Below are 15,664 nucleotides of genomic sequence, written 5' to 3'. Positions count from 1 at the left end.
GTCGTGTCCATCGGGTTCGAGGTCGACGCCTACCACGGGGTCAGCCACGGCCCGGTCCTGGAGAACACCGCGGCACTGGAGCGCGCGGGCGCGTATCCGGGGGAGGCCGGCGGGCCGTCGAATGGCCCGAATCCGCCGTCCGACCCCGGGGCAGTTGGTTCGGCGGCCGGTTCCGTACATGATCGGGTCAGTCGTGTATCGGGTGATGAGAACGGCCCGTGGGCCGTCGGCGGGGAGGGGAGTTTCTTGAGCACTCCGAACAAGGACATCGAGAAGGTCGAAGTGCGGGTCAAATGGGACCCCAGCCCGCACGGGGCACCGGCCAACGACCTCGACATCATCGCGGCGACGTATCCGGCCGACGATCCGTACGGCGCCCCCGCCTACCTGGTCCACTTCGACAGCCGCTCCCCGGACGGCACCATCACCCTGAACCGGGACAGCCGGACCGGCCAGGGCTTCGGCTTCGACGAGGTCATGACCATCGAGCTGAACCGGCTGGCCGAGCGGTACGGGCGCGTGGTGGTCGGCGTCGCCATCCAGCAGCGCGACGGTCACAAGACCTTCGGCGCCATAGGGAGCACGGCGATGGAGATCGCCGAGGGCTACACGAAGCTGGCGGCGAACGACTTCTCCGACGTGGCCTGGGCGACCGCTGCGGTCGTCGGGGAGTTCACCCGGGACGGCTCTGGCTCCTGGGGCTTCCGGTCGGCCGTACGCGGTTACGACGGCGACGCTGACTCGTTCGCGGCGGCGATGGGAAGCCGGGCCGCCGAGGGCTGACAGCGGTCAGTTCCGGACAACCCGGGGCGGCACGCCGAAGGGGACCGGCCGATGGCCGGTCCCCTTCGTGAGCAGCGGGTCAGCTGAGCCCTACGCGGTTCCGCACACGCTTCCGCGTCCGGTCAGCCGCGTCCGGTCAGCTGCAACCGCTCGTCGAGCCGCAGCCCTCGCAGATGTAGCAGGAGCCGGCGCGCTGCATCTTCGTCCCGCAGGAGAAGCAGAGCGGGGCGTCGGCGCTGATGCCGAGCTGCATCTCGACCAGCTCGGCCGAGGTGTGCGCGGTCTTCGGCGCCGCCTTCACGGCGGACTCCCCGGGGGCCGGGACCGCCTTCAGGGGCTCGGCGTGGACCGGGGCGGACTGGGCCAGGCTGTCCGCGTCCACGCCGTCCGCCTCGAACGACGGCTCGTAGCTGCCGGTGTCCAGGTGGCGCTGGCGCTCCTCGGCGGAGTGGATGCCGAGGGCCGAGCGGGTCTCGAAGGGCAGGAAGTCCAGCGCCAGGCGGCGGAAGATGTAGTCGACGATCGACTGCGCCATCCGCACGTCCGGGTCGTCCGTCATGCCGGCCGGCTCGAAGCGCATGTTGGTGAACTTCGAGACGTACGTCTCCAGCGGGACGCCGTACTGCAGGCCGACCGAGACGGCGATGGAGAAGGCGTCCATCATGCCAGCGAGGGTCGAGCCCTGCTTGGACATCTTCAGGAAGACCTCGCCGAGACCGTCGTCCGGGTAGGAGTTGGCGGTCATGTAGCCCTCGGCGCCGCCCACCGTGAAGGAGGTGGTGATGCCGGGGCGGCCCTTGGGGAGACGCTTGCGGACCGGGCGGTACTCGACGACCTTCTCGACCGCCTCGCGGATGGTCTCCTCGGCCTTCGCAGTGACCTCTTCCTTCTCCTTCTCCTTGGTCTTCGCGGAGAGAGGCTGGCCGACCTTGCAGTTGTCGCGGTAGATCGCGAGCGCCTTGACGCCCATCTTCCACGCCTCGAAGTAGACCTCTTCGACGTCCTCGACGGTGGCGGTCTCGGGGAGGTTCACCGTCTTGGAGAGCGCGCCGGAGATCCACGGCTGGATGGCCGCCATCATCCGGACGTGGCCCATCGCGGAGATGGAACGCTCGCCCATCGCGCAGTCGAAGACCTCGTAGTGCTCGGTCTTGAGGCCGGGGGCGTCGACCACGTTGCCGTGGTCGGCGATGTGGGCGACGATCGCCTCGATCTGCTCGGGCTGGTAGCCGAGGCGGCGCAGCGCCTGCGGCACCGTGCCGTTGACGATCTGCATCGAGCCGCCGCCGACCAGCTTCTTGAACTTGACCAGGGCGAGGTCGGGCTCCAGGCCGGTGGTGTCGCAGGACATCGCGAGACCGATGGTGCCGGTGGGCGCGATGACCGAGGCCTGCGCGTTGCGGAAGCCGTTCTTGGCGCCGAGCCGGATCACGTCCTGCCAGGCCTCCGTGGCGGCGGCCCAGACCGGGGAGTCGAGGTCGTCGATGTGGACGGCCTTGGCGTTGGCGTCGGCGTGCTGCTTCATGACGCGCTGGTGCGGCTCGGCGTTGCGGGCGTAGCCGTCGTACGGGCCGACGACCGCGGCCAGTTCGGCGGAGCGCCTGTACGAGGTGCCGGTCATCAGCGAGGTGATGGCGCCGGCGAGCGCGCGGCCGCCGTCGCTGTCGTACGCGTGACCGGTCGCCATCAGGAGGGCGCCGAGGTTGGCGTAACCGATGCCCAGCTGACGGTAGGCACGGGTGTTCTCGCCGATCTTCTGCGTGGGGAAGTCCGCGAAGCAGATCGAGATGTCCATCGCGGTGATGACCAGCTCGACGACCTTGGCGAAGCGCTCGGACTCGAAGGACTGGTTGCCCAGGCCGTCGTCCTTGAGGAACTTCATCAGGTTCAGCGAGGCGAGGTTGCACGAGGTGTTGTCCAGGTGCATGTACTCGCTGCACGGGTTCGAGCCGTTGATCCGGCCGGACTCCGGGCAGGTGTGCCAGGCGTTGATGGTGTCGTCGTACTGGATGCCCGGGTCGGCGCAGGCCCAGGCGGCCTCGGCCATCTTGCGGAAGAGGGACTTGGCCTCGACCTCTTCGATGACGTCGCCGGTCATCCGGGCGCGCAGCCCGAACTTGCCGCCGGACTCGACGGCCTTCATGAACTCGTCGTTCACCCGGACCGAGTTGTTGGCGTTCTGGTACTGGACGGACGTGATGTCGTCGCCGCCCAGGTCCATGTCGAAGCCCGCGTCGCGCAGCGCGCGGATCTTCTCCTCTTCCTTGACCTTGGTCTCGATGAAGTTCTCGATGTCGGGGTGGTCGACGTCGAGGATGACCATCTTGGCCGCGCGGCGGGTCGCACCGCCGGACTTGATCGTTCCGGCGGAGGCGTCGGCGCCACGCATGAACGAGACCGGTCCGGAGGCGTTGCCGCCGGAGGAGAGGAGCTCCTTGGAGGAGCGGATACGGGAGAGGTTCAGGCCGGCGCCGGAGCCGCCCTTGAAGATCATGCCCTCTTCCTTGTACCAGTCGAGGATCGACTCCATGGAGTCGTCGACGGCCAGGATGAAGCAGGCGGAGACCTGCTGGGGCTGGGGCGTGCCGACGTTGAACCAGACCGGGGAGTTGAAGCTGAAGATCTGGTGCAGGAGGGCGTAGGCCAGCTCGTGCTCGAAGATCTCGGCGTCCGCGGGAGAGGCGAAGTAGTTGTTGTCCTCGCCGGCCTTCCGGTACGTCTTCACGATCCGGTCGATCAGCTGCTTGAGGCCGGTCTCGCGCTGCGGAGTGCCGACGGCACCGCGGAAGTACTTGCTGGTGACGATGTTGACCGCGTTCACCGACCAGAAGTCGGGGAACTCGACGCCACGCTGCTCGAAGTTGATCGAGCCGTCGCGCCAATTGGTCATGACGACGTCACGGCGCTCCCACTCCACCTCGTCGTACGGGTGCACGCCGGGGCTGGTGTGGATGCGCTCGATACGCAGACCCTTGCTCGCCTTGGCGCCCTTGGTGCGGGAACCTCGTGCCGGGCCGCTCGCCGTCTCTGTCATGCCGCCTCCCATATGTGGGCGAAAACGCCCTGAAGTGCCCAGATCTTCCCAGGCACAATGTGTGTCCGTTGCCCCGTGGGCCGCACTCGGCCACGGGAACAGGTCTTGATTCGCCCGGCCACCGGTCGGCGGAGGTGACTCCGGACCGTGACGGGCGCGTACCGCTCAGTCGGCGGCAATGGCGGGGGCGGGGACCTCGGGGGTCTCGCCGTTCCCGCAGTCCTCCGCGGAAGGCCGCTGCGCACGCAGTTCCACGATGGCGGCCTCGAAGTCTTCCAGGGAATCGAACGCCCGGTACACGGACGCGAAGCGCAGGTACGCGACGAGGTCGAGTTCCTGCAGGGGGCCGAGGATGGCCAGTCCCACGTCGTGGGTGGTCAGTTCGGCGCTGCCGGTGGCGCGCACCGCCTCCTCGACCCGCTGGCCGAGTTTGGCGAGGGCGTCCTCGGTGACGGGCCGTCCCTGGCATGCCTTGCGGACGCCGGAGATGACCTTGGTGCGGCTGAAGGGTTCAGTCACGCCGCTGCGCTTGACCACCATCAGCGAACAGGTCTCCACCGTGGTGAAGCGGCGGGAGCAGTCGGGGCACTGGCGGCGGCGACGGATCGACGTCCCGTCGTCGGTGGTGCGACTGTCGACGACTCTGCTGTCGGGGTGCCGGCAGAAGGGGCAGTGCATGGCTCCCAACCCTCCTTAACACGCACGACTGAATAGCCTCTTCAGGGCCTTGTCCGGGCCCCTGGAAGCAGTCCCCAGCATAGGCGATGACCACGGCACGGTTGAACCGAGACCACAACCTCTGGGCGACTGAGGCAATCCAACCACTAGATCTAGGGTTGGTTCGCGTTTTGGGCCCCATCGCGTGTCGCGCACCGGACCCCACCGGAACGCCGCCGTGAGGCCGCCGCGAGGCCGCCCGGGGAGCGTGGACCAGAGAAGAGGGTACGGGAAACGCGGGGCCGCCGAGCCGCCGGGGCTTCGACGTCCGGGCCGGATGAAAGACTCCGCACACAGGTCCGGATGACAGACTTGGGCCGGGGCCCGCGACAGGCCCGCCGCGGAGGCCGAACGACCTTCACCACGACGCCCATACACCTGTCGGCAGCAACACCGCACCCCTTTATTCGTTTTTCACTCGAACGTGTGTTTGGCGCAACCTTTCGAAAGCTACTACCGTTGTCCAGCTAGGGAGAACATTCGAGAGGGGCCGACGTGACCACCACCGCAGACAGCGCCACCATCACCGCCCGGGACCACCGCTCCCAGAGCCGATTTGAGCCGGTGCATGCCATGAATGACTCAGTCACGACCACGGACGGGCCCGAGCCCGCGCGTCCCGGACGTTCCATGCCCGGAAGGCCCCCCGGCATCCGGGCGGACAGCTCGGGGCTCACGGACCGGCAGCGGCGGGTCATCGAGGTCATCCGCGACTCCGTGCAGCGACGGGGATACCCGCCCTCCATGCGGGAGATCGGTCAGGCGGTGGGCCTCTCCAGCACCTCGTCCGTCGCCCACCAGCTGATGGCCCTGGAGCGCAAGGGGTTCCTCCGCCGGGACCCGCACCGCCCCCGCGCGTACGAGGTGCGCGGGTCGGACCAGCCCAGCACCCAGCCGACCGACACGACGGGCAAGCCCGCCGCGTCCTATGTGCCGCTGGTGGGCCGGATCGCCGCCGGTGGTCCGATCCTCGCCGAGGAGTCCGTCGAGGACGTCTTCCCCCTCCCCCGCCAGCTCGTCGGCGACGGTGAGCTGTTCGTCCTGAAGGTCGTCGGCGACTCGATGATCGAGGCCGCGATCTGTGACGGCGACTGGGTCACCGTCCGCCGCCAGCCCGTCGCGGAGAACGGGGACATCGTCGCCGCCATGCTCGACGGCGAGGCCACGGTCAAGCGCTTCCGCCGGGAGGACGGTCATGTATGGCTGCTGCCTCACAACGCCGCGTACCAGCCGATCCCCGGCGACGAGGCGACCATCCTGGGCAAGGTGGTGGCGGTGCTGCGCCGGGTCTGAGGAGACGGCAGCGTCGGTCGAGAGCTCGTTGGCCCCGGGATTCCCTAGGACGTCGATCATGGCGTCGGTCCCGGGGCTTTGCCGTGCCCCGGAACCGCACAACCGACAGACCGCGCAGCCGGCGGAAGAGCCCTGCTACGCCCCGTCCGCCTTGGCCTTGGCGTCGATGGCGGCCAGCGAGCGGCGCGCCTGGTTCCGGTCGGTGGTGTACCAGAAGTCCGGCAGCGAGGCACGCAGATAGCTTCCGTACCGCGCGTTGGCGAGCCTCGGGTCCAGCACGGCGACGACGCCCTTGTCGCCCGTCGCCCGGACCAGCCGGCCCGCGCCCTGGGCCATCAGCAGAGCGGCGTGCGTCGCCGCCACGGCCATGAACCCGTTGCCACCCGCCTCCTCGACCGCCTTCTGCCGGGCGCTCATGAGCGGATCATCGGGCCGGGGGAACGGAATCCGGTCCATGACCACCAGCTGGCAGCTCGGCCCCGGGACATCGACGCCCTGCCAGAGTGACAGGGTGCCGAAGAGGCAGGTCTCCGGGTCGGCCGCGAAGTTCTTGATCAGCTCGCCGAGCGTCTCCTCGCCCTGGAGCAGGATCGGCTTGTCCAGGCGTCCCCGCAGCTCCTCGGCCGCCGCCTTGGCTCCCCGCATGGAGGAGAACAACCCCAGCGTGCGACCGCCGGCCGCCTCCACCAGCTCGGCGAGCTCGTCCAGCATGTCCGTACGCGATCCCTCGCGCCCCGGGGTGTTCAGATGCCGGGCGACATAGAGGATGCCCTGCTTCGGGTAGTCGAACGGGGAGCCGACGTCCAGCCCCTTCCACTGCGGAAGGTCCTCGCCCGCCGTGCCCTCGGGGGCCAGCCCGAGGGACGCGCCCACGCCGTTGAAGTCGCCGCCGAGCTTGAGGGTGGCCGAGGTCAGCACCACGGACCGCTCGGCGAACAGCTTCTCGCGCAGCAGCCCCGACACGGAGAGCGGGGCGACCCGGACGGAGGCGCCGAACCGGTCGTGCTGCTCGTACCAGACGACGTCGTACTCCGAGCCCTGGGTGATGCGCTCGGCGACACCGTGGATCGACTCCACCGATGCCAGTGCCTGCTTGCGTACGGCGTTCTCGTCCTCGACCGACTTGTCCCGGGTGGCGCCGATCGCGGAGATCACCGTGCGCGCCGCGTCGCGCAGCGCCATCAACGCGTATCCGAGGTCTTCGGGCACCTCTTCGAGCCGTCCGGGCAGCGCCAGCTCCATGACCCGCTCGAACCCCTCCGCCGCGGTCTGGAGGGCGTCGGCCGCCTTCTCGTTGACCAGCTTCGCCGCACGCCGGACCGCGCGGTTGACCTGGGCGGGGGTCAGCTCGCCGGTGGCGACGCCGGTGACCCGGGAGACCAGCTCATGGGCCTCGTCCACGATCAGCACCTCGTGGGACGGCAGCACCGGTGCGCCCTCGATGGCATCGATCGCGAGCAGAGCGTGGTTGGTGACGACGACATCCGCGAGCTTGGCCCGCTCGCGGGCGGCCTCGGCGAAGCACTCCGCGCCGTACGCGCACTTCGTGGCGCCGAGACACTCCCGCGAGGAGACCGAGACCTGGCCCCAGGCCCGGTCCGAGACACCGGGCGTGAGGTCGTCGCGGTCGCCCGTCTCCGTCTCGTCCGACCAGTCCCGCAGCCGCAGCAGGTCCTGCCCCAGCTTGCTGGACGGGGCCGCCGCCTCGAACTGGTCGAAGAGCCCCTCCTCCTCGTCCTGCGGTACCCCTTCGTGCAGCCGGTGGAGGCAGAGGTAGTTCGACCGGCCCTTGAGCATGGCGAACTGCGGGCGCCGACGCAGCAGCGGATGCAGGGACTCGACCGTACGCGGAAGGTCGCGCTCCACGAGCTGGCGCTGGAGGGCGAGGGTGGCCGTGGCCACGACGACCCGCTCCCCGTGCGCCAGGGCCGGCACCAGATAGCCGAGCGACTTGCCCGTACCGGTGCCGGCCTGGACGAGCAGGTGGGATTGGTCGTCGACGGCCTCGGCGACGGCCTCGGCCATGGTGACCTGGCCGGGCCGTTCCGTACCGCCGACGGCGGTGACGGCGGCGTGCAGGAGCTCGGAGAGGGATGGCTTCGTCATAGCCCGACCAGCCTACGGCGCACCACCGACAACGGCGGTCACTCCCGGACCCGGGCGGAGGGATGCAACGGGTTGGGGACCGTGCCGTGGATCGCCGCGTGCGGGCGGCTGGCCCGGTCCCGATAGCCGTCGACATGCAGGCGGTTGCGGTTGAGGCAGAGGCGTTCGATCTCCGGAGTGAGCATGTCGAACAGCTCGAACCGCTCCTTCAGCTCCGGGAAGCGCGCGTGGTGGCGCACGATCTCCGCCCGGACGAGTGACCAGAAGGCGTCCTCGGAGATGTCGAGCTGCTCCTCGCACAGGGGTGACAGATAGCGGAAGACACCGACGAAGAGTCCGGAGTGGATGAACTGGGTGAGGAAGGACGGCTCCTCGGTGAGGAGGACGGCGCGCACCTCGTCGGGCATGGTGTCGTGTTCCGGCAGCGGGTGGGCGCTGATGTTGACGTCGTCGACGAAGTCCTTGATGGCGAGCCGTACGGGCACGTCGTTCTCGTCGAACACGACGATGGCGTTCTCGCCGTGCGGGGAGAACACGGTGCCGTAGCGGTAGAGGAAGTGCAGCAGGGGCGGCAGCAGGGCGGCGAAGAGCCGCTTCAGCCAGGTCTCCGGCGGGAGGCCGGAGCGCTCGACCAGCTCCGCGGTGAACGCGCGGCCCGTCGGGTCCGTATGGAGGAGGGAGGCGAGCGTGCGGGCGCGTTCGCCCGGGGCGAGGCGGGGCGGCAGCGGCTCCCGCCAGATCGCGCCGAGGAGTTCCTTGTACTGGTAGGGCGCTTCGGGGAGGTGGTCGTACAGCGGATGCTCGACGGCGACGGAGGCGACCTCGCCGAGGAGGATGACCCGGCAGGTGTCGCGGAGGAAGGGGTCGCCCTCGCAGAGCCCCTGGACCCAGGCGGTGACGGCGGGGGCGGCGAGGGTCCGCTCGGTCGGCAGGCCGCGCCAGACCAGGGTGTTGAGGATGGAGAGGGGGAGCTTCACCGTGTGCCGTTCGGGCCGGTCCACGTTGGCGAACGTGCGGATGGACTGCTGCGGGAGGCGGACGTCGCCGTCGGTGTACAGGGCCACGATGTCGCCGTCGGCGATGGCCGGGGCGAAGAGCGGCACGATCCACTCGTCCCACTGCCAGGGGTGGACGGGGAGGTAGAAGTAGTCCTCCGGGTCGTGCCCCCGGGCCCGCAGCACGTCGGCGAAGGTGTCCCGGACGTCCGGGTCGAGCTCACCTGCGTACAGCCGGTCGGGGGTGGAGACGCGGCCGACGCCCCGGAACCGCGCGATACGGGCGCTGACCGCGATCCACGGCAGCCGGACCGCGCTGCGGGTCTCGGGGGTGAAGCGGGCGGCGTCGGCGGCGGAGAAGCCGAGCCTCCCCTTGCTCGCCACCAGCCAGGGGTGACCGGTCTGGTGGCCTTCCAGCTCCGCGTAGTCCAGGGCTGCGAGCCGGTCCGCGGTGAGCGCGGTGTGGTCGAGCCGGGCGTCGGCGGACAGCGTCAGGGTCAGCTCGCGGATGAGGTGGCCCAGCGTCGTGCCGTCGAGCCCGAGGAGGTCGCGGGCCCGGGTGAGGAAGATCAGCGGGTCGCGGAAGGGACGGGAAGCGGCGGACGAGCCGTTGGACGGGGTGGCGGACGAGCCGTTGGGCTGTGCGTCGGCCTGTGCGGGGACCGAACCGTTGGACGGTACGTCGGCCTCGGCGCCGGGCGGTCCGTCGGGATGGGCGGCCGGGGGCTGTGCGGTGATCTCGATCGACCCGGGGTCGACGCGCCAGCTGCCGTAAACGCCACGCCGGGCGGTGAAGGCGAGCGCTCCCCCGTCGTCGAGGGTCAGCCGGTGGAGTCCGCCGGTCCCGGGCTCCGGAACCGGCTCGATGATCTTCTCGTAGGCGAACTCGCCGAGCATCTTGGCGAGGAGCCTCGCCGCGGCCCGGTCCCAGATCTGTCGGTTCAGCTCCGGAGGGCTGAACAGCTGCGGGGACTCGGCTGCATCACGGCTCGTGGGAGATATCGGCACGGGGACTCCTCCGGAGGGAACCTATGAGGTTCGAGCGGTATGGGCGGTGCGGAGAGCAAGTCACAGCTGGGCTCGGTACGTTCGGTCGCGGATCATCAGCGCGGCACGTTTGTCGGGGAGATCCACTTCGGCGGAGAAACGGAAACCGGCGCTGAGGAACGCGGATACGGACGGGGTGTTGCGCAGGTCCGGTTCGGCGACGACCCGTCCGCACCGCGGAAGGTTGTCCAGGACGAGGTCGGCGACGGCGCGGAGCAGCGTGGTGCCCACGCCCCGGCCGCGGTTCTTCACGCCCCCGACGAGGAGGTGGACGCCGGTGTCGTGGGGTCGGGCGGGGTAGTGGCGGGCCAGGGGGTCGAGGTCGGCGCGGTAGATCTCCCAGTAGCTCATGGGGGTGCCGTCGAGCACGCCGAGACAGGGGATGCTGCGCCCGTCCCCTTCGAGCTGGGGCCGGATGTGGTCGGCGGTGACGGACTCGGGTCCGGCGAGCTCCCAGAAGGCCGCCACGGCGGGGTCGTTCATCCAGCGGCTGATGACGGGGAGGTCGCGCTCCAGCCGGACGGGGAGGAGGGCGAACTCCCCCGCCGTGGTCCGCGCGGGCGGCCAGGAGCCCGGGTCGCCCAGCAGGTCGGCGAGGACCGCGACCCGCCCGGGCCCGGCGCTGCGTTCCTCGGTGATCAGCGCGAGGAGTTCCTCGGTGAGCTTCAGGTCGAGGGTGTCCTCGGCTCCGGTGCTCCCGCCGTCGGGTGCGGTGCCGGGTTCCGCTGAGGCGTCGGCGGGAGGCACGGTGGCGCTCTCCTCTCTGGACCGGGTGCGGTCGGTGAGCTTCTCCGGTGCGGGTGCGGTCGGAGTCTGACTGGTGCGGCGGTTCAGCTGTGGAGCGGGTTGGCGATGGTGACGTAGACGGACTGGGTGTCGACCGGTCCGACCAGCTCGTCGAGGCCGTGCAGCCGGGTCAGCAGGTTGGCCTTGCAGCGCAGTTGGCGGTTGTCCAGGAGATACGCGGGCAGGGGCGAGCCCAGTTCCGCGGTCTCGTCGAGGAATTGGCGCAGGACGGTGAGGAGTCGCTGTTCGTCGGCGAGGCGCTGGGCCCCGAACGCCCCGATGAGCCCGAGGACGTTGTTGATGCCGAGGTAGTAGGCGAACCGCTCGTCGGTGACCGGGTCGGAGACGAAGGTGTCGCTGACGGTGCCGATGCCGGGAAGCCGCCGGTCCAGCTCGGCGCGGCGGGAGTCGCGGAAGTAGTAGCCCTGGTTGTCCCGGTAGCGGCCGCCGACGGGCCAGCCGTCCGGGTCGAGGAGGACGAGGGTGTTCTGCTGGTGCGCTTCGAGGGCGATGCCGCCGTGGGCGTCGAGCCAGAGGACGGGGCGCACGACGTGGTGCAGATAGCGCCGGAACCATTCGGCGGAGACGTCGGTGCCGGAGAGGCCGGTGCGGGCGCGCAGGCCGGAGACGACCTCCGCGAGCCGGGAGCGCATGCCGGGGTGGCCGGGCCGGGGTCGCTGTGCGGTGAGTCCGGCGATGCAGGCGGCGTCGTCGCCCGGGCCGAAGGGGTTGTGGCGGAGTACCACGTCGAGCCCGGGGACGGGGGTGCCCTCGGGGTCGTCGACGGCGAGCCAGGCGGGGTCGCGGACGATGTCGAAGCCGGGGTGCTCGCGCTGCCAGAGCTCGGCGAGGCCGGTGGACAGGAGGCGGTGCACCTCGACGCCCCGGTGGAGCTCCTTGCGGAGGTTCTCCCGGCGGGAGTTGGTGATGCGTACGCCGAGGGAGAGCTTGAGCATGACGCGCGCCCCGGGGCGGTGCACGGTGCGGATGGAGGAGGTGGGGTGCCAGTGCTCGCCGTGGGGGCCGAGGTCGTGGAGGAGGCCGGTATCGGCGAGGGCCCGGACCTGGGGGCGGTGGAGCAGGTCGGCGGCCTGCCAGGGGTGGACGGGGACGGCGACGGTGCCGGGAGGCGTCTTCAGCCCCGCGGCGTGCGGGGCGAGCAGTTCCTCGGCGGTGGCGGGACCGCCGTCGCTCCAGGCGGAGTCGGTGGCGGCCAGCGTCCGGTCGACGGCGAACCAGTGCAGCGGGAAGGAGCCGTGGAGCTCCGGCGAGTACCGGCGGGACTCCGATGCGGAGAGGCCCTCGCGGCTCTTGGGCGTGGGGTGGAGGGGGTGGCCGAGCAGCAGGGACTGTTCGGCGGTGAGGAAGAGGTCCGCCTCGGCGGGGTCGGCCGGGCTGCGCCGCCGCTGCTCGATGAAGCCGGCGGTGTGGCGTACGGAGTCGGCGACCCGGGCGACGAGATCGCCCGCGCCGCTCTCGCCGCCCTCGCGGCCGATGAGGACGGCGACGGTGGCGGCGTCGGCGGGCGGGGCGCCGGCGGGGGCGTTCTCCAGGGCGGGCGCGCCGAAGCGGTGGGCCCCGGTGACGGACCAGTAGTGCACGGGGACGAGGAGGGCGGTGCCGCTCGCGGGGAAGGCGATGCGCAGGGTGTCGCCGTCAGGGCGGGGCAGGTCGTTCTCCCGGGCCCAGCAGCGCAGCAGGCTTTCGGTGCCCGCCGCGTCGGCGGCCCGCAGCGGGTCCGGGTCGTCGAGCGCGTCGACGTCCTTGCTCCGGACCCCGAGGTCCCGGCCAGGGGCGTACGCGGCGGAGTCGGGTTCGTGCGGGGTCTTCTGGCGGGGCACGGTCGTCGCCTCGACCGTGCCGGGGGCGGCCGGTCCGTCCTGCCCTCGGTGCTGGGGGGTGCCGGGGCCGTCGGCCTCGGACGCGGGGGTGGGGTTCACGGCGTTCTTCCTTGTGGGGATTTTGGGGTCAGGTGGTCGGCCCGGCGGTGGTCCGACGGCGCGGGGAGCGTGTCGCGGCTGCCAGCGCGTCGGCGAGACGGTCGACGACGGCAGTCGCCTGCTCGTCGGTGAGGGTGAGGGGCGGCAGAAGGCGGACCACGGCGCCGTGCCGGCCGCCGAGTTCGACGATGAGGCCGCGTCGCAGGCATTCCTGCTGGACGGCGAGGGCGAGGGCCGGGTCGGGTGGCGGGGCCGGGGCGGGGTCGCCGGCTTCGGCGGGCAGGGGCGCGCTGTCGGGATCCACCAGCTCCAGGCCGATCATCAGTCCACGCCCCCGTACGTCACCGATTGCCGGGTGATGCGCCCTCAGTTCCCTGAGCGAGGCGAGCATCCGGGCCCCCAGGACCGCTGCGCGGTCCGCCAGTTGATTCTCCCTGACATACGCGAGCGTGGCCGCGCCCGCCGCCATGGCGAGCTGGTTGCCACGAAACGTACCCGCGTGCGCGCCCGGCTGCCAAAGATCCAGCTCAGCGCGGTAGACGATCACGGCAAGGGGCAGGGAGCCGCCGATCGCCTTGGAGAGGACCATGACGTCGGGGACGATGCCGCTGTGCTCGACGGCCCAGAACGCACCGGTCCTGCCGACCCCGGTCTGGATCTCGTCGGCGATGAGCGGGATGGACCGTTCCTCGGTGATCCGGCGCATGCGGCGCAGCCAGGCGTCGGGGGCGGGGTTGACGCCGCCCTCGCCCTGGACCGGTTCCACGATCATCCCCGCGGGGGCCGGTACTCCGCCCTTGCGGTCGTCCAGGAGGTGTTCGGTCCAGCGGGCGGCGAGCGTGGCGCCGTGTTCGCCGCCGGTCCCCAGCGGGCAGCGGTAGTCCTGCGGGAAGGGGAGCCGGGTGACGCGTACGTCGGTGGCGCCGCCGGAGGCTTCCAGGGCCCCGGCGGTCATGCCGTGGTAGGCGCCGGTGAAGGTGAGCAGGCCGGTGCGGCCGGTCGCGGCACGGACCAGCTTGAACGCGGCCTCGACGGCGTCCGTTCCGGCGGGACCGCAGAACTGGATGCGGGCGTTGTCGGCGAACTCCTGGGGCAGGGTGGCGAACAGCTCGGTGGTGAAGGCGTCCTTGACCGGGGTGGCGAGGTCCAGCACATGCAGGGGGGCGCCGGAGTCGATGACCTTGCGGATCGCTTCGAGCACGACCGGGTGGTTGTGGCCGAGCGCCAGGGTGCCCGCGCCCGACAGGCAGTCCAGATACCGGCGGCCGTCCGCGCCCTCGATGGTGAGCCCGCGGGCGCGCACCGGGACGATCGGCAGGGACCGGGCGTAGGTGCGGGCCGCCGATTCGCGCAGGGACTGGCGCCGGAGGATGCCCTCGTGCGCGGAGGGCGGCGCCACCGGTGCGGGTTCGGTCACGGACACGGCTCTTGATCCTCCTGCGGTAACAGTTGCGTTGCACGTCGGTACGTTTGCGCGCGGACACACCAAGGACGTGAACGCTGTCCTGGTGTCCCCCGTACGTACCAACGACGCCGTCCGCGATGGATCACGGGTAAATCGGAACATCCTCGCGGCGACGGAACCGTGGACCTGCCGCGTACCGTCACCATCGGCACCGGCATAGTGGGGGCCGCACAGCGGCGCGGAAGCCTCCGCTCCGGCGCCCGAAGTGTCCGCAATGCAGCACGAGTACCGAGTGACGAAGTCCCAGGGGGATCACGAGATGCGACCCATTCGCCCGACCGATACCGCACGCCGCGGGAGGCGCGCACGGCGCATGCCCTCCTCCGCGCTCGCCGCGACCGCCGTCGCCGCCGTGCTGGCGCTCACCGCCACGGCGTGCGGTCCGGAGGAGGACAACGCGGGAGGTACGCCCAGTGCCTCGGCCGGTCAGTCCGACGGCAAGATCACCATTCCGGACGACCTCAAGAACCGCCTCAAGGAACACGGGATCGACCCCGACAAGTGGCGGGACGGGGAGTGGAAGAACTGGGACAAGGACAAGTGGCTGCGTGAGGCCAAGGACTTCGTCAACCCGATCATCGAGGACCTGTGGGACCCGGACCGGATGCGGGAGGCCGACAAGCCCCCGGAGAACCCGGTCGACAACGACATCTCGGGCGACGACGGCGTGACGGACCCGACGCCGGCCCCGGTCCGGGCCGCCGGTGTCGCGACGCCGTACCACGACAACGCCCCGGAGTCCGGGAAGCTGCTCTTCGACGGCCCGAAGGGCTCGATGGTCTGTTCGGCGACCGTCGTGAAGGACCCGGCGAACCCCGGCAAGTCCAACATGGTGTGGACCGCCGGGCACTGTGTGCACGCGGGCAAGGAGGGCGGCTGGTACCGCAACATCGCCTTCGTCCCGGCGTACAACAACGACGGCCTGTCCCTGGCCGAGCTGGAGACCGCACCGAAGGAGAAGATCGCCCCCTACGGCCTGTGGTGGGGCCAGTGGGCCCAGACCTCCGAGCAGTGGATCGAGCAGGGCGCCGCGACCGGCGGCCAGGGCGCGCCGTACGACTTCGCGGTGCTGCACGTGACGCCGGAGAAGGGCTCGGGCGGCAAGTCGCTGGAGGAGACGGTCGGTTCGGCGCTGCCGGTCGAGTTCAACGCCCCGGCGGTGCCGAAGATCGCCGAGATGACGGCCACGGGCTACCCGGCCGCACCGCCGTACGACGGTCAGCAGCTGCTCCGGTGCAAGGACAAGCCGGGCCGGCTCTCGGTCTTCAGGGAGCAGCCCACGATGTACCGCATCGGCTGCACGATGACCGGCGGCTCCTCCGGTGGCGGCTGGGTCGCGGCGGGGCAGGACGGCAAGCCCGCCCTGGTCTCGAACACCTCGATCGGCCCGGTCACGGCGGGCTGGCTGGCCGGACCGCGGCTCGGCAAGGAGGCCGAGGGCATCTACCGCGCGGTGAGTGAGAAGTACGCGGGCCGGTAGAGCCCGCGAGGGCCTGCG

10 protein-coding genes are annotated in these 15,664 nt (G+C 70.9%); 3 read left to right on the top strand and 7 right to left on the bottom strand.

From position 1 onward, the window contains the following. The first annotated feature begins 246 nt into the window (after positions 1 to 246). Positions 247 to 783 (top strand): TerD family protein, encoded by a 537-nt coding sequence (locus tag CCZ36_RS27310; protein ID WP_069738658.1) that lies wholly within the window; start codon positions 247 to 249, stop codon positions 781 to 783. Between the two features lie 136 nt (positions 784 to 919). On the opposite strand, the gene CCZ36_RS27305 is transcribed toward CCZ36_RS27310, so the two are convergent. Continuing rightward, positions 920 to 3,817: a vitamin B12-dependent ribonucleotide reductase gene (locus CCZ36_RS27305; RefSeq protein WP_128818770.1), complete on the bottom strand. Its 2,898-nt coding sequence runs from the start codon at positions 3,815 to 3,817 to the stop codon at positions 920 to 922. Between the two features lie 165 nt (positions 3,818 to 3,982). Next, positions 3,983 to 4,495: a transcriptional regulator NrdR gene (gene nrdR / locus CCZ36_RS27300; protein WP_069738660.1), complete on the bottom strand. Its 513-nt coding sequence runs from the start codon at positions 4,493 to 4,495 to the stop codon at positions 3,983 to 3,985. Between the two features lie 534 nt (positions 4,496 to 5,029). Between nrdR and lexA the strand changes: the two genes are divergently transcribed. Beyond that, positions 5,030 to 5,827 (top strand): transcriptional repressor LexA, encoded by a 798-nt coding sequence (lexA, locus tag CCZ36_RS27295; RefSeq protein WP_069738661.1) that lies wholly within the window; start codon positions 5,030 to 5,032, stop codon positions 5,825 to 5,827. Between the two features lie 135 nt (positions 5,828 to 5,962). Here lexA and CCZ36_RS27290 read toward each other — a convergent pair whose 3' ends face one another. The 5 genes from CCZ36_RS27290 to CCZ36_RS27270 form a co-directional block, all read right to left on the bottom strand. Continuing rightward, on the bottom strand, positions 5,963 to 7,933 hold the full coding sequence (locus CCZ36_RS27290; protein ID WP_128818769.1) for an ATP-dependent DNA helicase: 1,971 nt from the start codon (positions 7,931 to 7,933) through the stop codon (positions 5,963 to 5,965). A 38-nt stretch (positions 7,934 to 7,971) separates the two neighbouring features. Continuing rightward, positions 7,972 to 9,936 carry an IucA/IucC family protein gene (locus tag CCZ36_RS27285; protein ID WP_128818768.1) on the bottom strand — a complete coding sequence of 655 codons (1,965 nt, stop codon included), beginning with the start codon at positions 9,934 to 9,936 and terminating at the stop codon, positions 7,972 to 7,974. 60 nt (positions 9,937 to 9,996) lie between these two features. Next, positions 9,997 to 10,722: a GNAT family N-acetyltransferase gene (locus CCZ36_RS27280; RefSeq protein ID WP_069738664.1), complete on the bottom strand. Its 726-nt coding sequence runs from the start codon at positions 10,720 to 10,722 to the stop codon at positions 9,997 to 9,999. An 83-nt stretch (positions 10,723 to 10,805) separates the two neighbouring features. Continuing rightward, positions 10,806 to 12,701: an IucA/IucC family protein gene (locus CCZ36_RS27275; RefSeq protein ID WP_069738665.1), complete on the bottom strand. Its 1,896-nt coding sequence runs from the start codon at positions 12,699 to 12,701 to the stop codon at positions 10,806 to 10,808. Between the two features lie 28 nt (positions 12,702 to 12,729). Then, the gene (locus CCZ36_RS27270) at positions 12,730 to 14,124 is read right to left on the bottom strand and encodes a diaminobutyrate--2-oxoglutarate transaminase family protein (protein ID WP_069738666.1); all 1,395 of its coding nucleotides are present in this window, start codon (positions 14,122 to 14,124) and stop codon (positions 12,730 to 12,732) included. A 355-nt stretch (positions 14,125 to 14,479) separates the two neighbouring features. Here CCZ36_RS27270 and CCZ36_RS27265 point away from each other — a divergent pair, with 355 nt between their 5' ends. Beyond that, on the top strand, positions 14,480 to 15,646 hold the full coding sequence (locus tag CCZ36_RS27265; RefSeq protein WP_069743327.1) for a trypsin-like serine peptidase: 1,167 nt from the start codon (positions 14,480 to 14,482) through the stop codon (positions 15,644 to 15,646). Positions 15,647 to 15,664: the final 18 nt, after the last annotated feature.

Origin of the sequence: Streptomyces sp. S063 (assembly GCF_002832675.1) — a bacterium.
GTDB lineage: Bacteria > Actinomycetota > Actinomycetes > Streptomycetales > Streptomycetaceae > Streptomyces > Streptomyces sindenensis.
Note: the sequence above shows the minus strand (reverse complement) of the source record. Positions and strands in the feature narration are given on the sequence as shown.